This window comes from Mesorhizobium sp. B2-7-3, from assembly GCF_006440715.1.
Classification (GTDB): Bacteria; Pseudomonadota; Alphaproteobacteria; order Rhizobiales; family Rhizobiaceae; genus Mesorhizobium; species Mesorhizobium australicum.
On the sequence record NZ_VFTY01000002.1, the window covers coordinates 495,539 to 515,064 of the forward strand.

Annotated in this window: 17 protein-coding genes; 6 read left to right on the forward strand and 11 right to left on the reverse strand. The window is 63.2% G+C overall.

The genetic code is table 11. The annotated features are described in order from the left end of the window. The first annotated feature begins 212 nt into the window (after positions 1-212). The 3 genes from FJW04_RS06390 (at position 213) to FJW04_RS06400 (ending at position 2,742) form a co-directional block, all read left to right on the forward strand. On the forward strand, positions 213-935 hold the full coding sequence (locus tag FJW04_RS06390) for a LuxR family transcriptional regulator (protein WP_140713063.1): 723 nt from the start codon (positions 213-215) through the stop codon (positions 933-935). A 195-nt stretch (positions 936-1,130) separates the two neighbouring features. Then, positions 1,131-1,766, forward strand: a complete 636-nt coding sequence (locus tag FJW04_RS06395; RefSeq protein WP_140713065.1) for an acyl-homoserine-lactone synthase — start codon at positions 1,131-1,133, stop codon at positions 1,764-1,766. A 22-nt stretch (positions 1,767-1,788) separates the two neighbouring features. Then, positions 1,789-2,742, forward strand: a complete 954-nt coding sequence (locus tag FJW04_RS06400) for a LysR family transcriptional regulator (RefSeq protein ID WP_140713067.1) — start codon at positions 1,789-1,791, stop codon at positions 2,740-2,742. Here the strand turns inward: FJW04_RS06400 and FJW04_RS06405 are convergent. From FJW04_RS06405 to FJW04_RS06425, 5 genes are all read right to left on the reverse strand, one after another. Next, on the reverse strand, positions 2,696-2,914 hold the full coding sequence (locus FJW04_RS06405; protein WP_140713069.1) for a DUF2274 domain-containing protein: 219 nt from the start codon (positions 2,912-2,914) through the stop codon (positions 2,696-2,698). The genes FJW04_RS06400 and FJW04_RS06405 overlap by 47 nt on opposite strands. Before the next feature lie 3 nt (positions 2,915-2,917). Next, the gene (locus FJW04_RS06410; protein ID WP_140713071.1) at positions 2,918-4,120 is read right to left on the reverse strand and encodes a TrbI/VirB10 family protein; all 1,203 of its coding nucleotides are present in this window, start codon (positions 4,118-4,120) and stop codon (positions 2,918-2,920) included. After that, positions 4,117-5,433, reverse strand: a complete 1,317-nt coding sequence (locus tag FJW04_RS06415; RefSeq protein WP_140713073.1) for a tyrosine-type recombinase/integrase — start codon at positions 5,431-5,433, stop codon at positions 4,117-4,119. The genes FJW04_RS06410 and FJW04_RS06415 overlap by 4 nt, the downstream gene beginning before the upstream one ends. A gap of 263 nt (positions 5,434-5,696) precedes the next feature. Beyond that, on the reverse strand, positions 5,697-5,933 hold the full coding sequence (locus FJW04_RS06420) for a hypothetical protein (RefSeq protein ID WP_140713075.1): 237 nt from the start codon (positions 5,931-5,933) through the stop codon (positions 5,697-5,699). Between the two features lie 212 nt (positions 5,934-6,145). Then, a complete protein-coding gene (locus FJW04_RS06425; protein WP_140713077.1) occupies positions 6,146-6,613 on the reverse strand; it encodes a MarR family transcriptional regulator in 468 nt (155 codons plus the stop codon). A 47-nt stretch (positions 6,614-6,660) separates the two neighbouring features. Between FJW04_RS06425 and FJW04_RS06430 the strand changes: the two genes are divergently transcribed. Further along, positions 6,661-8,196, forward strand: coding sequence for an FAD-dependent oxidoreductase (locus FJW04_RS06430; RefSeq protein WP_140713079.1), 1,536 nt, complete (start codon positions 6,661-6,663; stop codon positions 8,194-8,196). Between the two features lie 201 nt (positions 8,197-8,397). On the opposite strand, the gene FJW04_RS06435 is transcribed toward FJW04_RS06430, so the two are convergent. The 5 genes from FJW04_RS06435 to FJW04_RS06460 form a co-directional block, all read right to left on the reverse strand. Further along, positions 8,398-9,678, reverse strand: coding sequence for a GNAT family N-acetyltransferase (locus FJW04_RS06435; RefSeq protein ID WP_140713081.1), 1,281 nt, complete (start codon positions 9,676-9,678; stop codon positions 8,398-8,400). Beyond that, positions 9,678-11,078, reverse strand: a complete 1,401-nt coding sequence (locus FJW04_RS06440) for a lipopolysaccharide biosynthesis protein (RefSeq protein WP_015315578.1) — start codon at positions 11,076-11,078, stop codon at positions 9,678-9,680. Before FJW04_RS06440 ends, FJW04_RS06435 begins: the two co-directional genes overlap by 1 nt. A gap of 178 nt (positions 11,079-11,256) precedes the next feature. Further along, entirely contained in the window at positions 11,257-11,454 is a 198-nt protein-coding gene (locus FJW04_RS06445; RefSeq protein WP_140662794.1) for a DUF1127 domain-containing protein, read from the reverse strand. A gap of 58 nt (positions 11,455-11,512) precedes the next feature. Beyond that, complete coding sequence (locus FJW04_RS06450; protein WP_140616855.1) at positions 11,513-12,010, reverse strand: hypothetical protein; 498 nt, start codon at positions 12,008-12,010, stop codon at positions 11,513-11,515. Positions 12,011-12,436: 426 nt separating this feature from the next. Beyond that, positions 12,437-12,709, reverse strand: a complete 273-nt coding sequence (locus FJW04_RS06460) for a DUF4242 domain-containing protein (RefSeq protein ID WP_023770749.1) — start codon at positions 12,707-12,709, stop codon at positions 12,437-12,439. 213 nt (positions 12,710-12,922) lie between these two features. Here FJW04_RS06460 and FJW04_RS06465 point away from each other — a divergent pair, with 213 nt between their 5' ends. Further along, complete coding sequence (locus FJW04_RS06465) at positions 12,923-15,508, forward strand: AAA family ATPase (RefSeq protein WP_140713085.1); 2,586 nt, start codon at positions 12,923-12,925, stop codon at positions 15,506-15,508. A gap of 56 nt (positions 15,509-15,564) precedes the next feature. On the opposite strand, the gene secA is transcribed toward FJW04_RS06465, so the two are convergent. After that, positions 15,565-18,297 (reverse strand): preprotein translocase subunit SecA, encoded by a 2,733-nt coding sequence (gene secA / locus FJW04_RS06470; RefSeq protein WP_015315583.1) that lies wholly within the window; start codon positions 18,295-18,297, stop codon positions 15,565-15,567. Positions 18,298-18,558: 261 nt separating this feature from the next. Between secA and FJW04_RS06475 the strand changes: the two genes are divergently transcribed. Continuing rightward, positions 18,559-19,494, forward strand: a complete 936-nt coding sequence (locus tag FJW04_RS06475; protein ID WP_140713087.1) for a peptidylprolyl isomerase — start codon at positions 18,559-18,561, stop codon at positions 19,492-19,494. Positions 19,495-19,526: the final 32 nt, after the last annotated feature.

A 19,526-nucleotide genomic window follows, 5' to 3' on the forward strand; every position in this document is an offset into this window, starting at 1 on the left:
AATCGTGCGCGTCGGACGCATAAGTGACGCCTGTCAGGCGATATCGTGGATCCAGTAGCTTGAACCGTGTACTTCACACCGACGCTCTTCCCACAAAGGTTTGCTACCGCTGATTCGCTGATCGTCCAAGGTGCGGATTAGACCGAATGAGCCGCGGCGGCTTACCGGCTACTCCATATTCAGCGCGGTCCGAATCTTCAGGATAGTGTTTAATGGCGCGGCTCGAACTTACCTTCATGGACTTTATTGACGCACTTGAAACGGCTCATGACGAGGCTGGCTTAAAAAGCGCCGCCGAGCGTCTCGCGGCGCGGCTTGGCTATCGATGGTTTGCCTATCTAGGGTTTTCTGAGCCTGCACTTAAAGTGCTTTCTTCGTACCCGAGTTCATGGGCACAGCAATATGTCGAGCGACGATACGAGGTTATTGACCCCATCGTTCAGACGGCTCGATCAACGCAGCGGTCGTTTCAGTGGGATCGCCGGACGCTGCGAACAGCATTAGCCTCTCAGCAGCGTTTTTTCGCTGAGGCCGCCAAATTCGGGATTCATAGTGGGGCTACTGTTCCAATCCGCGGAGGCTTTGGTCGCTTCGCCGCATTCACGCTCGCGGGCAATAGGGACGCGAGTCTCGAGGTTCGCTCAACTGAAGTGATGGATACCCTGCAACTTGCCGGGCTCTACTATCATGCGCATGTCTACGCGAAACTCCAATTAGGCCTTACTCGCCTTGCTGACGCGCCGCTTACCCAACGGGAGCGGCAGTGCCTTTCCTGGGCGGCACGCGGCAAGAAGATGCCCGAAACCGCGAAGGTTCTCGGCATCACCACCCGAACAGTGGTTTTCCATCTCGAAAATGCCCGATCGAAGCTGGGCGCGTCCACGGTGGCCCAAGCCGTAGCCGAGGCTGCGCACCGCGGCCTCATCTCGTCCTGATAAAGCGCTCGACCCTTCCTCCCATCAGGCTACCGTTTGCGTTGTGGCGCCCCAGCGCCCACAGCAACTGTAGTGGAAACCGTTCGCCAATTTTGCGCTAGAGCTTCGTTTGCGCTACCGCCCTGTAAAACCCTACAGCTACGCCCCTTCGCTCGCCGTGCTCTTTGTTTCTCGTAAACAAAGGAGCCTGCAGCCATGCGCGTGATTGTGATTACTCACTCGGACTACTCTGAATTTTCTGACCTGATCGCGGGAATGCACCGATTGCGATATCGCGTATTTCGGGATCGCCTGAATTGGAATGTCTCTGTTTCGGGCGATATGGAGATCGACGCTTACGACGCGCTCAACCCGACATATATCATTGCTGTCGACGACAGTGGCTCGGTGGTCGGCTGTGCGAGGCTGCTACCTACTACAGGGCCGACGATGCTGGCGAATACTTTCCCAGCGCTACTTGGATCGAACCCGTCTCCGCGAAGCGATAGAATTTTCGAAAGCTCGCGCTTCTGCGTGGATACCGGCTCTGCTGACAGCGTGAGCGCATCGGGCCTTCGCGACGTGACATTCAGCCTGCTTGCGGGAATTCTCGAATGGGGGCTCGCGCACGGCCAAGACACCGTGGTCACAGTTACGGACGTTCGATTTGAGCGCATTTTGAGACGGGCTGGATGGCCGTTGGAACGCTTTGCTCCGCCAATGCAGATTGACGACACAAAGGCGTTGGCAGGACACCTGCCGATCACTGAATCCGCGCTGATGAGCGTACGTGAGATTGGGCAGATCCAAGGGCCTGTGCTGGCGGCTCGCTCCGCCCAACTGGCGGCATGAGCACGGCTGCTGTTCGTCAACAATGGCAATCGAACTGCGCCATCTTCGTTACGCTGTCGCCGCCGCGCACTACGGAAGCTTCCGCCGCGCGGCGGAGGCGCTTGGCGTCAAACAGTCATCGCTAAGCCGCCGCATCCGTCAAATGGAGGATCGCCTGGGAGTCGCGGTGTTCGAGCGTTCGAGCAGTGGCGTGCGGCTGACAATCGCCGGCACTGAAATCCTGCGCGCTTCCCGGCATCTAGTCGATGGGCTGGACCACATGATGGCGTCGGCCAAGGCCGCGGGCCGAGGCGAGGCTGGCCGGCTTACGATCGGCTTCTACACGTCGCTGTCAGCAGGGAATTTGCGCGCGAGCCTGATGGAATACGGACGACGATTTCCGCAGGTCGAAATCCGTTTGGCCGAAAGAGCGCGGGCGAGCCTTTTCGAGGGTCTGGAGCGTGGCACGCTCGACGTTGCCATCGTCACTGGCGAGCCCGCGGTTCGCGCAGGAGGAACGATGGCCTTGTGGAGCGAACGCGTCCTGGTTGCGCTTCCCAAAAGCCATACGCTGGCGGTGAAAGAGATCGTCTATTGGACAGATCTCAGAGGCGAAACCTTCCTGCTTAGCGAGTGCGACCCCGGAACTGAACTCCGGGACATTTTGCTGGTGAAACTGGCTTCGCCCGGCGTCCAGCCAAAGATTGCCGGCCAGGACGTCAGCCGCGAAAGCATACAAAGCCTGGTCGGCGCGGGTCTCGGGGTCAGCCTGGTACGCGAGGCGGAGATCGGCGCCAGTTACGCCGATGTGGTATATCGAGATGTACAGGACGGCAATGGCCCGAGCCGGATCAGCTACGCCGCCTATTGGCAACGGAACAGCGACAACCCGGCGCTCGTGCATTTCCTCAAGCTGTTGGAGGAGCGGTATCCTTCGCTGTCACCTATAACTACCGAACCCGCCGCGCCTTCGCGAACGCCCGATCCGTCGCCATGAAGCGCTCGATCATCGGCGCGATCAGCTTGGCTGGCTCACCAACTGGCTGCCCCGTCTCTCGGCCGAGAACCTCGGCATAGGCGATGAGGTCGCGATGAATGGCCGCCGGCAAATCGATCGAGATTTTGACCGGCTTGTCGTCGGCGATGGCCCCAAGTTTCAGCTTCGTCATGGATCACCCTTCATAGGGTTCGAGGACGAGATCGTGGGTGACGATCACGCGAACGGGGAAGCCCGGCCGAATGGTGAGCGTCGGGGCGATATCGAGCTGGCGGCCAACGATCTGCTGCCCGATTTGGCTAGTGCTGTTGGACGCGCCCTGGCGCAGCGCGCGGACGATATCACTTTCACCGCTCGACGATCCGCTCTCCGCACCGATGCTGAGCAGCGTGGAGAGCGCGGCGGCCTTGAAGAGTTCGCGCCAGTGATAATCGACACCGTCCTCGAGGCCGGCATAGCCTTCAGAGTCAGCGCCTGGCTGCCGTTCCAGCACGATGGACCTGCCGTTCGGCATGATGATGCGGTTCCAGACCAGCAGCACGCGGCGCTGACCAAAGCCAACGCCGTTGTCGTACTGACCAATCAGCCGCGCGCCCTGCGGGACAATGAGTATCTGCCCGGTTGGGCTGTCATAGACATTCTCTGTCACCTGCGCGGTAATCTGGCCGGGCAAGTCGGAGCGGACGCCGGTGATGAGGGCGGCCGAGATGATTGAACCTGCCTGCAGGATACTGGGCGCGGCCGGTGCTGCAACGCGATCGGGGCTGACGGTGCGACGGTCGACCGCGGCGTCGAGGAAAGCGGCCTGTCGTTCCTGCGCGGTGGGGGTCGCAGGCTGTGGCGCGAGGCCAAGGCCCGCGAGCGTCGGCGACTCCATGGCTGGCGTTTGGCTCGGCGCGGGTGACGCAGTGGCTGGTGCTGACCGCGTTTCGGTGCCGGCGAATAGACGGCTGGTGCGCGCGGCTTCGATCTCCTGGAGCCGCCGTTGTTCCTCGGCGCTGACGCCTGCGACGGGCTGCCCGCGGTTCTGGGCGCTGAGTATGGGACGCCCCAGATCACCTGGAAGCGGCGGTCCTAGTTGTGGAACCTCGGGCTTTGCCACTCCGGAATAATCGCGCGGGAGTCCGGCAAGTCCGTCCGCCGTGGTGCGGTTGTCGGTCGAATACAGTTCCTCGTTGCCGGGGCCACCATGACGTGTTTGCAGCGCGTAAATCAGCGCGCCACCAACGCCGAGGCCGGCGACCAGGCTGAGCCCGGCCAGCACACGCCGGGACAGGCGGGTGACGCGAGGCGGCTCGCCACGCAGACGCATGGGCTCGGGACCAGGCGCTCCGCCTGCCGCCGGCGCCTGTTCTTCCTCTTCCCGGTCATCGCTCATGACGCGGGCCTTCCGTCGGTGCGGATGATCCGGACGCGCTGTTGCTTGCGGCCGCTGCCGTAGCGGAGCTCGGCCGCAGCGAACATCCGATCCACGATCATGTGATTGCCTCGGACGCGGTAGTTGACGAGTGCGGAAGTACCGCCCTCGGGGCCGACGATGAACAAAGGTGGCATTTCGCCCTGGCCGATGCCGCGCGGGAATTCTATGTGGATGTAGCGCATGAACATCGCGACGGTCTTATGGGCGGTCAGGGCCATGCCGACCTTCAACGGCACGCCTGAATTGGCAATGTCCGTCGCGGCGCGGTGCCGGATGCCGTGCGTCCCCACATGCGGGATTCCCGCACGCTTCAGCACTCGCCTCCACGCATGGTGATAGGTATTCACCGTCATCGATTTCGCGGGATCGAAAATGGATGGGCAGACGAAGGGCGAGTCTTCGAAGCGTGGCGCTTGGCACAGAAGACGATGTGCCTCGTCGCCGAGCGGTTTGATCATGTCGCCGGTCTTGCTGTCCGGCCAAGTGACGCGGCGCTGTTCAAGGTCTATCCAAGACCATTCGAGTGACAGCACTTCTGACATCCGAGCGGCGAATTCGAATTGCAGGCGGATCGCCAGGGTTAGGAACGGATGTTCGAGCCCGTCCCGCTCCGCTGCGTCGAGATAGCTGAAGAGCTTGCGCATCTCGTCGTCGGTGATGAACCGCGTCGAACCCTTCTCTGCATACTTCTGCACATGGCGGCACGGATTGGACCCGTCCGGCCGATAACCCCAGATCTCCGAAAGATTGAACATCTTGCGGAGGCAAGCGAGCGTCCGATTTGCGATGATCGGACGGTCGGAGAGCGCCGTCATGAAAGTTGAGATATCCGCCCGCGTCACCTCGTGGACTTTCATCCGGCCGAGGCGCGGGACGATATGGTTCTTGATGTTGAGCTCGTTGCCTTCGACCGTGTTCGGCTTGTTGTGCAGCCTGGAATAGTCTTCGATGAACTTCTCGCAGAGCTGCTTCATGGTCGGCGCGGCGCGAGCGGCGGACTTATCAGCGCTGGGGTCATTTCCTTGGCGGACCTCGGCCAGCCAGTCCTGGGCGATCTTTCGTGCCTGCTCGACGGTCAGTTCTCCGAAGCGCCCGATGGCGGGCTTTCGGCGCACTCCAGAGTTGGTTTGATACTGGAGCATGAATACCTTGCGCCCCGCTGGTGTGACTTTCAGCATGAATCCGGGTACGGTAGTATCCCGGAGTTCATATTCGTGGTCCGTCGGGGTTGCTGCATCCACGGCGGTCTTGGTGAGCTTGATTTTGGCCATCGATCGTCTCCGAACCTCAAAAATTTCTAGGAGCCGAATAGGGGCACTCAGGGGGGTGGCTCCCGGTTACTGCCGAAAGCCATGGAGAAGGTTGATGACTCCACGATGCAAGACAAGTCTTTGATCGTAGTATGTTTTCGCGATCTTACTTGCATTCGGCGAGGTTCAGCATAGCCGTTCTTGGACGCCTCAAAATCGAGTTCCGCAAGGAGTGCTGGTTCGATCCCGGCTAGGGGCACCATCCTTCAAAATCAGAGCAAAGCTTAGCCATTTTGGGGGCAGTTATCGCGGGAGGCGCTCAGGCCATGCTTGCCGCCGCCACTTAGCCACGGAACGAGAAGGCGGCATGGAAGAAGCTCGACATCCGAGAATCCGGTCTCGCAAACCAGATCCTCTTCGGCGCCGGAAAGCAGCGGCAAACGGCCGGCCATTTCTGCCCAGGCCGCGGCCTTTCCCCAATCGACGTCGGCGCGGTCGGCGAAGGCGGACGAACGCGCCAACCAGCGCTTCGCCGTTCCGTTCGGCACGCTGTGGTGGGCGACAACAAGGCGCGCGCCGGTTTCAGCGGCTCGCTTCTGTCGAGAAAGTGCAGCGTAAGCAGACATGTCGCGCCTGCTGCACTTTTCATCAGACGCGTGTATAAGACACATATTACAGAGTGAGGGCGCAGCTCGTTCCTTGCAACGTGCGACACTTGCTGTTGGGTTATGGTCTAATCCTTCATCGTATCGACGAGCATTCGCATCAAGCGGACTAGATCGTCGAAGTCCTTGCGGTCCCAGTCGGCGAATTTGGCAACGGCTATTTGCTCCCGCGCCGCATCCAGCGCGTCCGTCGCCGCTTTTCCCTGCGGTGTGACAACGGCCTCGCGAACTCTCTTGTCAGCGGCGCTCAAGCGCCGCGTGACCAGTCCCAGCTCCTCCAGTCGTGACACCTGTCGACTGACGGTCGTGTAATCGCGACCGACGCGGCCAGCCAGATCGACAACGCCGATCGGGCCAAGTCTCTCGACAAGAACGAGCAGCGGGAAGAGGGCGCGCTCGAGCGTGAGGCCCGCCCTGGTAAGCAATTCCACGTCCCGCTCGGGTCGGTTCATGATGGTGACGATGTCAATCAGCGAGCGATGCAGCTCGGGCAACAACACTTTAATATGTGCGTTATGCACTTTCTTTATTGACACCGGCTTGGCTCCCTTTAATATGTGCATTATGCACATTGGAGCCGAAAATGGAAGAGCGAGCTGAAATTGACGTCCTGATCTGCGGCGCGGGCGCAGCCGGGCTGACGCTGGCAATCGACTTGGCGAGGCGAGGCGTGTTGTTCCGCATCGTTGAGCAGATGGAACGTCCCTTCGCCGGCTCGCGCGGCAAGGGCTTGCAGCCACGCACGCAGGAGGTGTTCGAGGATCTGGGCATAATCGACCGCATCATGGCAGCCGGCGGTGTCTATCCGCCGATGAGGGAGTATCGCAACGACGGCTGCTATGACGAAAAGGCAATTTTCGAGGCGCCCGAACCCTCGCCCGACGTCCCCTATTTCATCGCGCTCATGATCCCGCAGTTCCTTACAGAGGGCGTGATGCGCGAGCGCCTCGCGGAGCTGGGCCATCGTGTCGAGTTCGGCACCGCATTGATCGACTTCGAGCAGGACGATGATGGCGTCGGCGCCCGCCTCAAGTCGCCCGGCGGCGAGGAGCGGGTCCATACGCGCTATCTGGTTGGTGCTGACGGTGGCCGCAGCTCGATCCGCAGTGCGCTCGGCATTGACTTTCCCGGCAAGACGCTGGGTGTCCGTGCTATCGTGGCGGATGCCCATCTGAGCGGACTCGACCGCGCTGCCTGGCACCAGTTCAATGACGGCGACATGGAGCGGCTCGTCATGATCTGCCCGCTCGCCGGCACGGACCTGTTCCAGGTGCAGGCGCCGATCCCGCTGGACGGCGAGCCTGACCTTTCCGCGGATGGATTGACGCGGATGATCGCCGAGCGGACTGGCCGTAGCGACATCGATGTTCTGTCGGTGGCCTGGGCATCCGCCTACGCGATGAACGCGCGTCTGGCTGACCGCTACCGGGTCGGACGGGTTTTGCTAGCCGGCGACGCCGCGCATATCCATCCGCCAACGGGCGGACAGGGCCTCAACACCAGCGTTCAGGACGCCTACAATCTCGGTTGGAAATTGGCCGCAGTCTTGGCCGGCGCCCCCGCAACGCTGCTAGACACCTATGAGGAGGAGCGACGCGCCGTTGCGGCGGATGTCCTGGGGCTTTCGACCCAGTTGCTCGACCGTCAGCGCGAACAAGGCGGCATGCGGCGCGGCCGCGACACACATCAGCTCGACATCGGCTATCCCCACTCATCACTTTCTCACGACGGAGGTGGTCAGACGATATGCCCGCGGGCCGGTGAGCGCATGCCGGACGCGACCCTAACTGGCGCCGCTGGACAGCCCCGCCGTCTGTTCGACGTGATGACCGGCATGCACTGGACTCTGCTTCTATCGAGCCCTGACTACTGGCCGATCGTGGCTGCGCGCGCGGGCCTGCGAGTGGTCACGGTGGGCGAAGGCGCGGAACTGCGCGACCCCTCTAATCAGCTCAGCTTGGCCGAGGGCGGCTGCCTGCTCATCCGGCCGGACGGCTATGTCGGCGCCACTTTCGATGCCGCGAGTTCCACCCTGGTCGGTGACTATCTGGCGAAGGTACTTCCTTCCGAGAACGCCTGCTCTCAGTCAAACGGGAGGGTCGACGTTGCACCAACATGACGGACTTGCGAGATCAGGACGGCCTGCAGAGGCCGTCCCCGGACACGACAGCCGCTGGAACGCATGTCGGCCGTTCGACTGTCCTAGGCCCGCCATGCCAGAGGACATTTCTGAATGGGATTGCAAGGCCGACCAGCAGCGCGACCCACCGGGCAGGTTGTCGCCAATCTACGGTTTTGCATCACCCACCCCAGCGCAGGTCTAGCGCCGTCTGAGCAAACTCTTCATCCGGTTGCGCAGCAGGCGCGCCATGTTGCGGGTTTCGCGGTAGAGATGCAGCTGCGAGGCGGCTTGGCGGGCGAGACGGTCGGCGTCCCTTGTCAACCCGATCACCAATGTGCCGACCGGCTTGCGCTCGCTCCACAGCCGGCTCATCACCGGGTGGTCGGGCACGGCGCAGGAATCGGTTATCATGATGTTGGGATCGTCGAGATGCTGCCTGGTGACCTCGATCATCAGCAGCGTGCCCGGCGAATAGGCGGCCAGCGTCTCGTCATAGGCCGTCTTCCAGGTGTAGGCGACGCCAGCCTCGACGAAGACGATCAGGCAAGCGATGGTGCGGCCGTCGAGCGTCAGCGAATGGATGCGGCACATGTCCTGTTCGGCGAGCCGGTGCACCGCCTCGCGGGCGAAGGCGGCGCGGAAGCGGTCGATCGCCATGGCGGTGCGCTCGCGGCCTTTCCAGCCGGACGCCTCCAGCGTCAGGAAGTGCTCGATGGCGTGGCGGATTTCCTCGGGGCCGCGTGCCACGACATGTTCGAGCTTGCCGAGATCGCCGAGGCGCCGCTTCAGGCGGCGGAATTCGCGATAGTGGTGCGCGCGCAGCGAAGCCTTGAGATAATCATCGCCGTCGAGTTCGCTCTCCAGCACGGGGCGTGAAGTCTGGCCCGTGGTGACCAGCGCCAGGCCGCGCGTCTCGGCCACGGTGGCGACCAGGCTCGTCACCGGACCGTCGAGCCTGATGTCGGGCAGGACCAGGACTTTCGGCATTTTGAGATGCGGGCGCGACAGCATCGAGAAGAAGTCCTCGACCACGCCGACCGGATCGTCGCGGTCGATCAGCGGCGTGCCGAGTGGGCCGAACGGGCTCGACCATGTGCGCATGACCGGCACGCCGAGCGGCACCACCGGCCGTTCCACCGAGATCGGCACCAGCAGGCGCAGCCGGTTGCGGTATTCATCGCCGTCCCGGATCACGGCAAGGCGCACCTCGCGATCTTCCAGCCGGGGCATGGCCGGCGCCAGGAAACGCGGGTTGAAGAAGACGTTCGGCTCGATCGTGCGGGCGCAGAGATAGTCCAGTTCCTCGACCAGGTCGAAGCCGGCCGACGCCGGGTAGATGGCGAGTTTGCGCTCGGGCCGGTTGTTGGCGAGGATCTCGATATGGGCGGGATCGGCGTCGCGCGCCAGCCCGGCAAGGCCGGACACCATGGCGCCGGCGGGACCGCCGCTGGTTTCCTCGAGCAGAGGGATGGCGGCCATCAGGCGGCTCCTTTGGCTGGCACGAAGATCGCCATGACGATGCCGAGCTTGCGCCAGACCGTGAAGGACAGCGCGCCGGCCTCGAAGATCATGGCAAAGGCGGTGGCCATGGCCGCGCCCCAAAGGCCGAAAAGCGGGATCAGCACTACGTTGAGCCCGATGTTGAAGGCCAGTGTCATGGCATAGACGGCGGCGCAGACATTCTGGTTGCCGCTCATGGTGAGCAGGCTTTCGCAGGGGCCAACGGCGGCGCGCGCCACGACGCCGAAGACGAGCAGGAACAGAAGCGGATAGCCCGACGTGAATTCGGGGCCGAACAGCACCAGCATCGGTTCGCCCAGCGCCAGCACCAGGAACGCCATCAGCAGCGAGGGCCAGAAGGTCCACGATACCGTCTCGCGGGCAAAGGCGGCAAGCTTTTGCGGCTCGCCATGGGTGAACTGCGCGTAGCGCTGGGCAACGCCGGCCTTGACCGCGAAATAGACGAAATGCACCAGCGCCAGCGTCTTGACCGTGGCGAAATAGACGGCGACGTCATTGGGATCCATATAGGCGCCGACCATCAGCACATCGGCGTTGGTGAGCAGGAAGAAGAAGCTCTCGACCAGGAAGATCGGCAGCGAGACGACGAACCATTGCGCGAAATGCACTTTCATCGGGCCGGCCGGAATTTGCCTTTCCATGCGCTGGGTGACCCCGATGAGCTGGGTCAGCGTGGTGGCGTAGGTAGCGGCGATCGAGGCGAAGATCGCCGTCCGCGCGTCGGCGGCGTAGCCCGCCCAAAGCATCAGCGCCATGAACAGCAGGATCAGCACCGGCCGGATCAGGTAGGTCGGCGACAGCGCGAACAATGCCCATGAATTGGCGCGCGCCAGCCCTTGCAGCAAATCCGACAGCGCGATCATCGGCAGGCAGATGACGCCGAGGATGAACGGTATCACGTAGTAGTTTTCGATCCAGGGCGCGGCCAGCCAGACGCCGAGGGCGCCGAGCCCGGCGATGACCGTCGAGGCGATCAGCACGAACAGGCGGCTCGCAACGACGATGCCGCGCAATTCATCCATCAGGCCGCGCTCGCGGTATTCGGGGATGAAGCGGATGACCGATGTGTGGAAGCCGAGGCAGGCGAGGTTGCCGACGATGACCATCGTCACCCAGACCAGCACGAAGATGCCGTATTCGAAGGAACCCATCCAACGCGCCATCAGCACCTGGCTGATGAAGGCGATGACGGCACTGACGATGCGGATGGAGAAGGCGATGACCGACATGCGGCCGGCCTCGCCGCGTTCGTCGGCGGTGAACAGCACGGCGTCCAGACGGCCAAGCAAAGGCTCCACGCGCAGCGCCAAACGCTGCGGCAAGAACCGCCCGGCAGTCGTGGCCGCGGAAAAGCGCACCCCGATTTCTCTCCGTTTTCCGCCTCTTTTCAGGCTTTGGTGTAGCGAAGACACCTTAAGAAAGCGTGGGGGGAGGGCGTGCGTAGTAGCCGAGGGTCGAGCGACGACGAACGGGTGAGGGTGCCGCAAAGGCGACACAGGCGCAGCGCCGTTTGTCAATCAGTCAGGTCTACCGGCGTCACGTCTCGCCGTGCCTTGCAACATGGTCGATCGCGCAACGGCTGATACCGATGTCCTTCAGCATGAAACCGGGCATGGCCTCCAAGCGACGCCGGCCATGCCGCAGGTGCCATCCGTATGCAAGCCAAGCGATAACGGCCATCAGGCGCGAAGGCCGGGTGCGCGGCCTCGCCAGGACGATGTCGATTTCGGGCATGATTTCTCCTCGCGATGCGCGCGAAAAGCCTGCCGGCACGGGCCGGCAGGCGGCGCCGTCAGTCGGCCTTTTTCATGGCGTCGCACGAGACGTTCGGGTTCATGTCGGCGAAGGCGCCGGTCGGGTTTTGCTTCCAGGCCCAGACATGAAGTTCGTAGAAAGGGCCGAGGCCATAGCGGTTGGGAGCGCTGTTGAAGTTGAACAACTGGCCTCCGAGCGAGGCCGGACCCTTCGCGGTGATGTATTCGACGGCCACCAGCTTCAGCGTGCCATCGGACATCGGCTCGTACATCACGGCCTCCGGCTTGGCGAGGTCGATCGCATCGTCCTTCAGATAGGCGCCATTGACGTAATGAATGCCCATGGCGCCGCCAGTGATGCCACTGGCGCAAGGAATCGGCGCATAGCCCTCGGCGGTGGCCGCCGCGACGTTCGCGAAGCGGCTGTTGGCCGCCCGCACCTCGTCGGCAAGCGGATTGCCCTTCCCCGCCGATGCGGCGGTGGAAGCGATCGACGTGATGAACAGCGCGGCAAGGCGCCAGAAATTGACGTTCATTTTGTTCTCCATTGATTGTTGATGATCCGCAGGCGCCCAGGCCGGCCAGCAAGGCCAGGCCTGGCTGCAGACGCCCGCGGCATGGGATTGGCAGTACGGGACGGGTTCGATCCTCGTCCATCCCGTCTAACCGGACCGCGGTCTCATTGGTGCCACCACCAGTATTCCCAGTAGTCCCGCCGCATCTCGTGCTCCGGCAGACCGACGTCCCGTCTCAAATAATCGTCTTGCGGAGGCAGGCGCCCGCGCCGGCCTCGCAATGGCGATAGCAGCGCGGAGACAATCCGCGATGCGAGACCGCGCCGGTGGGGTGCAGGGTCGAACGCCATGCCGGCGGCCGTTTCGGGAGGGAACAACAGGGAAAACCGCCCACTATCATTGCCCAGGACAATTTCACGCTCATGGCTCCATCCTTGCTCCATTGGATCAGCGATAAAAGTAGGGGTCCAGGACCCTCACCTCCGTGATCTTGTCCACCGGCAGGGAATTCTTCTGCGCCGTGCTGCGGATGGCCTCCGGCGAGGGGGCGTCGTAGATGCAGAAACTCTTGCTCTTGTCGGGCGAGACGAAGGACTGCACCCAGGTGACCCCCTTCTCGGCATTGCGCATGATGATGCCGCCAAGCGCCGTTGCGCCGATGTCGTTCATCGGCAGGTTGAGTCCGTCGGGGAATGTCCGTTCGATCAGATAGCGAGGCATGGAATGGCTTCCTTTTACGATTGATTCACGCTCGAAATGAGCGCGGTCGGAGAAAAACCATGGCCTTCGAAAGCGCGCATCGGAGCCTTTCCCCATATTTCGCGGGACGATTCCCTATGTTTTCGACGTTCGATCTTGGAGCCACACTGCGGATACCGAAGCGTGGGTATCCTGGGGGATGGGGCAGACGACGATACTCATGGGCCAGTAACGATGCTTCTGGAGCGGCAGGCGCAACTTGATCAGTTGGAGGAACTGCTCGCGGCGGCGGCGCGCGGTCGCGGCCGCGTGGCGGCATTGCTGGGTGAGGCCGGCGCCGGCAAGACGGCACTCGTCGAGGCGTTCGTAAGCGGTGTTGGGCAGCACGTTTCCATATTCCGCAGCGCCTGCGAGGATCTGTCGATCCCCGATCCGCTGGGACCGCTCTACGATCTGGCCCGGGATGCGCAGTGGGCACTGCCCCGGGCGATCGATGACCGGCAAGGCCAGCGGCTGCCCCTGTTTTCAGACGCTCTCGAGGTTTTCGAGGCGAGGTCTCGGCCGGGCCTGCTGGTCATCGAGGATATGCACTGGGCCGACGACGCGACCCTGGATTTCGTCCGTTTCCTGGGCCGACGCATCGCCAACACGCATATGCTGGTGCTGTTCACGGCACGCACCGACCGCAGCGAAGGGCAGATGCGCGCGCGTCGGGTGCTCGGTGAAATTCCGGCCGCCAACGTCCAGCGTATCGAAGTGCCGCTGCTTAGCGAAGCGGCGGTGTTGTCGCTTGCCGAAGCCGCCAACCGCGACGGCAGCGCAATCTATCGCGCCACCGCGGGCAACGCCTTCTTCGTCACCGAGTTGCTGGCTGCCGAAAGCGAGATGATCCCGCCGGCCAGCGTCCGCGACGCTGTGCTGGCGCGTGCCGAGCGCCTGTCGCCGGGCGGGCGCTCGATGCTCGACGCGGTGTCGGTGTTTCCACGCCGCGCCGATGTCTGGGCGCTGCGCGGCCTCTGTGGTGTCGCCAGCGCGGGCCAACTGGCGGAATGTGTCTCGAATGGCCTGCTCGACGATCTCGGCGATGGCTATGCCTTCCGCCACGAGATCGCCCGTCGCGCCGTCGAGATGGCGCTGACCCCAAGCCATCGGCGCGAATTCAACCAGCGCGCGCTTTCCGCACTGCAGGAAAACGCCGAGGTGGCTACGGCAAGACTTGTCCACCATGCGGTGGAGGCCCAGAATTTGGAAGCGGTGCGCGAGCTTGCCCCGCTTGCGGCGCGCGAGGCTTCCCGCGTCGGCGCGCATCGCGATGCGGCCGGCTATTACGAGGTCGCCCTGCGGCACGCCGACGGCCTGCCCATGGGCGACCGGGCGAGGCTTTACGAAGGCTATGCCTTTGAATGCCATCTGATCGGCCGCATCGATATGGCCATCGAGGCGCAGGGCCAGGCGCGGCGGTTGCAGCAGGCGTTGGGCGACACGCTCAGGGAGGGCGACAGCCTCAGATGCCTGTCGCGCTTCGCCTATCTGGTGGGTGACCGAGAACAGGCGGACCTGTTCGGGGCACAGGCGGTGGAATTGCTGGAACAGGCGCCGGCCAGTCCGGAGCTTGCCATGGCCTATTCCAATCTCTCGCAGCTGGCGATGCTGGCCGAGAAGCTCGACGAGACGCTGCTGCTCGGCTGCAAGGCAGTCGGTTTGGCCGAACGGTTGAACAAGCCGGAGATAGTCTGTCATGCGCTCAACAATCTTGGCTCCGCCGAGCAGTGGCTTGACCTGGCCAAGGGCCGTCTGCACCTCGCCCGCAGCCTTGACATCGCGCTCGGGCAGAATTTCCAGGAGCACGCCGCACGCGGCTTCACCAATTGCGCCTGCGCCGAAATGAACCAGCTCGACCTTGTCCGGGCGCAATCCTTTCTCGACCGGGGCATTGCCTATTGCGTCGAGAATGATCTCGCGACCTGGCGCGACTATATGCGGGGCGTGCAGGCGCAATTGCTTTTGCGACGCGGCCTTTGGGACGATGCGGCCGCGATGGCTCACGACGTCATCGACGATAGTGCGACCACGGCCCTGGTGCGCTACCCATCCTTGGTCGCGCTGGCGAAATTGCGCATAAGACGAGGCGATCCGGCCGCGCCCTTGCTGGACGAAATGAAGCGGTTCCTAGACAAGGGAATGGAGCTGCAGCGGCTGGTCCCCTACACGGCGTCGATGGCCGAACTGGCATGGCTCGGGCAAGGCGACACCGAAGAGGCACTTCGCCTGATCGATCTGGCCGAAAGCCTGTCGCCGACGAGGGCAATGTTCGCCGAGTTGGCCGTCTGGCGGCTGCTCTTGTCACCTGAAAGCGATCCTGGCGACACGACCGGCATGGCGGAGCCCTATCGCCTGCTGCTCACCGGCGACTGGCGTGGTGCCGCGATGCTGTGGGCCCGGCTGGGCGCTCCGTTCGAACGGGCGCTCGCCCTGTTGTACGGCGACGAGCCGGCGCTGCGCCTGGCCCTGGACATATTCGAAGGGCTCGGTGCCCGGCCGGTGGCCCAGCACGTCCGCGCCGTCATGCGGCAGAATGGCGTCCATAACATCGCCAGGGGACCGCGGCAGAGCACACGCGCCAATCACGCTGGCCTGACGCTTCGCCAAATGGAGGTTCTGCACCTGATCGAGCGCGGTTTCTCCAACAAGAGAATCGCCGAGCATCTAACCATCTCACCGAAGACCGTCGATCATCATGTCTCAGCGGTGCTGGGCAAGCTGGACGCCGTTTCGCGCGGCGAGGCAACCGCCGCGGCGCGCGATTCCGGGCTGATCTGACAATATGGGAGCCGCCCCCGGATCAGAAGTCCGGGGAACACCGATCCTGCAGGTCTTTACGCGAAAGTCCCGTGGCAGTGCTTGTATTTCTTGCCGGAGCCGCAGGGGCAGGCTTCGTTGCGGCCGACCTTGCCCCAGGTTGCGGGGTTGTTAGGGTCGCGGTCCTCGGGAGCGACGATGGCGGTGCTTTCCTGGCGTACCAGAAGGGCCGTTTCGCCGCCTTCGAAATCATTCTCGCCAGTGGTGCCGTCAATATGCGTGCCGAACATGTCGGGCGCTTCCGGCGGCGGCGCTTCGGCGGCCTGGCGGACCAGTTCGACGCGCATCAGCTGCGCGGTGACGGCCTGGCGCAGATTGCCGAGCATCGCCTGGAAGAGCTCGAACGCCTCGCTCTTGTATTCCTGCAGCGGATCGCGCTGGGCGTAGCCGCGGAAGCCGACGACCGAACGCAGATGGTCGAGATTGACGATGTGCTCGCGCCACAGATGGTCGAGCGTCTGCAGCACCACGGAGCGCTCGACATAGTTCATCACCTCGGGACCGAAACGGTCGGCGCGTTCTTTTGCCGCGGCGTCGGCGGCTTGAGAGATGCGCTCGCGAATGTCGTCCTCGGCGATGCCTTCTTCCTTGACCCAATCCTCGATCGGCAGGTCGAGATTGAGGAATTCGGCGACCTCGGCCTTCAGGCCGGCGACGTCCCACTGTTCGGCATAGGCGTTTTCGGGAATGGCCTTGGCCACGATCTCGTCGATGACGCCCGCGCGCATCTCGCCGATGGTCTCCGAAAGGCCCTCGCCGTCCATCAGCTCGATGCGCTGCTCGAACACCACCTTGCGCTGGTCGTTGGAGACGTCGTCATATTTCAACAGGTTCTTGCGGATGTCGAAGTTGCGCGCCTCGACCTTCTTCTGCGCCTTTTCCAGCGCCTTGTTGATCCAGGGATGGATGATGGCCTCGTCTTCCTTGAGGCCGAGCTTCTGCAGCATGCCGTCCATGCGCTCGGAGCCGAAGATGCGCATCAGATCGTCCTGCAGCGACAGGAAGAATTTCGATCGACCGGGGTCGCCCTGGCGGCCAGAGCGGCCTCTGAGCTGATTGTCGATGCGGCGCGATTCATGGCGCTCGGTGGCAAGCACGTAGAGGCCGCCGGCGGCCAGCGCCTTTTCCTTCAGGCGCTCGACGTCGGCATTGATTTCCTTTTCGCGCGCTTCGCGTTCGGGGCCTTCCGGCATGTCGCCCAGCTCCTCGGCAATGCGCATCTCGGCATTGCCGCCAAGCTTGATGTCGGTACCGCGGCCGGCCATGTTGGTGGCGATGGTGATGGCGCCGGGCTTGCCTGCCTGGGCGACGATTGCCGCTTCCCGCTCGTGATGGCGGGCGTTCAGAACCTCGAAATCCGTGAAGCCTTCCTTGCGCAGGCGCTCGGCCAACTGCTCGGACTTTTCGATCGAGGTCGTGCCGACCAGTGTCGGCTGGCCCTTGGCGCTGGCTTCGCGGATCTCCCTGACGATCGCCTTGTACTTCTCCTCGACCGTCCGGTAGACCTCGTCGTCCTCGTCCTTGCGGATGACCGGCAGGTTGGTCGGGATCTCGGTGACTTCGAGACCGTAGATGTTGCCGAATTCCTCGGCTTCCGTCAGCGCCGTGCCGGTCATGCCGGAAAGCTTCTTGTAGAGGCGGAAGTAGTTCTGGAAGGTGACGGAAGCGAGCGTCTGGTTCTCCGGCTGGATCGCCACGTGCTCCTTGGCTTCCAGCGCCTGGTGCAGGCCTTCCGAATAGCGGCGGCCGGGCATCATGCGGCCGGTGAACTCGTCGATGATGACGATCTCGCCGTTGCGCACGATGTAGTCCTTGTCGCGCTGGAACAGCCGGTGCGCCTTCAGCGCGTTGTTGACGTGGTGGACGATGGCGACGTTCTCGACGTCGTAGAGCGACTCGCCCTTGAGCAGGTCGGCATCGCGCAGCATGTTCTCCAGCTTCTCGGTGCCTTCCTCGGTGAAGATCGAGGTCTTCTGCTTCTCGTCGATCTCATAATCCTGCGGCTGCAGCTGGATGATGAAGGTATCGATGGTGTTGTACATTTCCGAACGGTCCTCGAGCGGACCGGAAATGATCAGCGGCGTGCGCGCTTCGTCGACCAGAATGGAATCGACCTCGTCGACGATCGCGTAATTGTGACCGCGCTGCACCATCTGGGCGCGCTCGTACTTCATGTTGTCGCGCAGATAGTCGAAGCCGAGCTCGTTGTTGGTGGCGTAGGTGACATCGGAGGCGTAGGCGACGCGACGCTCCTCGTCCGACAGGCCATGGACGATGACGCCGACCGAGAGGCCGAGGAATTTGTAGACGCGGCCCATCCATTCGGAGTCGCGGGTGGCGAGGTAGTCGTTGACGGTAACGACATGGACGCCGTTGCCGGCGAGCGCGTTGAGATAGACCGGCAGCGTCGCGACCAGGGTCTTGCCCTCGCCGGTGCGCATCTCGGCGATGCCGCCATTGTGCAGCACCATGCCGCCGATCAGCTGGACGTCGAAGGGGCGCATGCCAAGCACGCGGCGCGCGGCCTCGCGGGCGGTTGCGAAGGCTGGGATCAGCAGATCGTCGAGGCTGGCGCCGTTGGCGATATCCTGGCGAAATTTTTCCGTGCGGCCGGCAAGCTCGGCATCGGAGAGCGCCCGCATCTCGTTTTCCATGGCGTTGATCGCCTCGACACGGGGGCGGGTCGATTTGACCCGACGGTCGTTGGAGGAACCGAAAACCTTACGGGCGAGACCGCCGAGACTGACCATCCAATGGTCCTTTCGATAGAATTCTCAATCTTGAGACAGGCGCCGGGCGGCCCCATCACATCCACGTGAACGCACCGCCTGAATACGGGCAAACACAAAAAGCGCCCGGAAAACGGTTCTGGACGCCAAGTCGATGGACAGATAAGAGGGGGCTCAACTGATGTCAACGCCGCGCTGGCCCTGCCGGTCGCGCCAAATTCCGCCACAATCTGGCTGATCTGGAAGCCACCCTCCCTACAATCCCTGACCGGAGTCATCCTTATGTCCTTGTTGTTCAGCCGTGCGTCGCTTGCCAGTCTTGGCCTGGCCCTCGGCCTGTCGGCTCTTTGCCTGTCGCCTGTCACGGCGCAGGAGACCGCTCCCGCTCCGGCCGCCCCCGCCGCGCCGGCGGATGCGGCTGCCCCGGCCGCGGCGCCAGTCGACCCGAATACGGTGATCGCCACCGTCAACGGCCAGCCCTTGACCGAAGCCGATCTGGTGCTTGCCGAAGGCGAGCTGTCGCAGCAGTTCGCGCAGTTGCCGCCCGAGCAGCGCCGCGCCGCGGCACTTTCGGCGGCCATCGAAATCCGCGTCATGGCGGCCAAGGCCGTCACCGACGGTCTCGACAAGGATCCTGACTTCCAGCGCCGCATGGCTTTCCTGCAGCAGCGCGCGCTGCATGGCGAGATGGTCGAGAAGGGTGTGGTCGACAAGGTCACCGACGCCGAGGTTCGCGCCCGCTACGACCAGGAAATCGCCAACACGCCGCCGGTCAACGAGGTGCATGCCCGTCACATCCTCGTGAAGACGAAGGAAGAGGCCGAGGCGATCATCAAGCAGCTCGACGGCGGCGGTGATTTCCAGAAGCTCGCCAACGAGCACACCAGCGATCCCTCGGGCAAGTCCAATGGCGGCGATCTCGGCTGGTTCGGACTTGGCCAGATGGTGCCGGAGTTCGACAAGGCGGCCTTCGCGCTCGAGGTCGGCAAATACACCAAGGAGCCGGTGCAGACGCAGTTCGGCTGGCATGTCATCAAGCTCGAGGACAAGCGCGCCAAGCAGCCGCCGGCCTTCGACGACGTCAAGGACCAGGCCAAGCAGGCGGTCATCCGCGACAAGTATTTCGCGCTGGTCAAGTCGCTTCGCGCTGGCGCCAAGGTCGAGATCCCCGACGCCAATCTGAAGAAGGCCGTCGACACGCTGGAAAGCGCCAAGTAGGACGCAATCGCGAAGGCGCGGCGAGTGATTGC

Coding starts and splice junctions, on each gene's coding strand:
- FJW04_RS06430 (WP_140713079.1), top strand. CDS start 6,661: ATGGAAGAGCGAGCTGAAATTGACGTCCTGATCTGCGGCGCGGGCGCA.
- FJW04_RS06400 (WP_140713067.1), top strand. CDS start 1,789: ATGGCAATCGAACTGCGCCATCTTCGTTACGCTGTCGCCGCCGCGCAC.
- FJW04_RS06435 (WP_140713081.1), bottom strand. CDS start 9,678: ATGGCCGCCATCCCTCTGCTCGAGGAAACCAGCGGCGGTCCCGCCGGC.
- FJW04_RS06475 (WP_140713087.1), top strand. CDS start 18,559: ATGTCCTTGTTGTTCAGCCGTGCGTCGCTTGCCAGTCTTGGCCTGGCC.
- secA (WP_015315583.1), bottom strand. CDS start 18,297: ATGGTCAGTCTCGGCGGTCTCGCCCGTAAGGTTTTCGGTTCCTCCAAC.
- FJW04_RS06450 (WP_140616855.1), bottom strand. CDS start 12,010: ATGAACGTCAATTTCTGGCGCCTTGCCGCGCTGTTCATCACGTCGATC.
- FJW04_RS06415 (WP_140713073.1), bottom strand. CDS start 5,433: ATGGCCAAAATCAAGCTCACCAAGACCGCCGTGGATGCAGCAACCCCG.
- FJW04_RS06395 (WP_140713065.1), top strand. CDS start 1,131: ATGCGCGTGATTGTGATTACTCACTCGGACTACTCTGAATTTTCTGAC.
- FJW04_RS06465 (WP_140713085.1), top strand. CDS start 12,923: ATGCTTCTGGAGCGGCAGGCGCAACTTGATCAGTTGGAGGAACTGCTC.
- FJW04_RS06460 (WP_023770749.1), bottom strand. CDS start 12,709: ATGCCTCGCTATCTGATCGAACGGACATTCCCCGACGGACTCAACCTG.
- FJW04_RS06445 (WP_140662794.1), bottom strand. CDS start 11,454: ATGCCCGAAATCGACATCGTCCTGGCGAGGCCGCGCACCCGGCCTTCG.
- FJW04_RS06410 (WP_140713071.1), bottom strand. CDS start 4,120: ATGAGCGATGACCGGGAAGAGGAAGAACAGGCGCCGGCGGCAGGCGGA.
- FJW04_RS06390 (WP_140713063.1), top strand. CDS start 213: ATGGCGCGGCTCGAACTTACCTTCATGGACTTTATTGACGCACTTGAA.
- FJW04_RS06405 (WP_140713069.1), bottom strand. CDS start 2,914: ATGACGAAGCTGAAACTTGGGGCCATCGCCGACGACAAGCCGGTCAAA.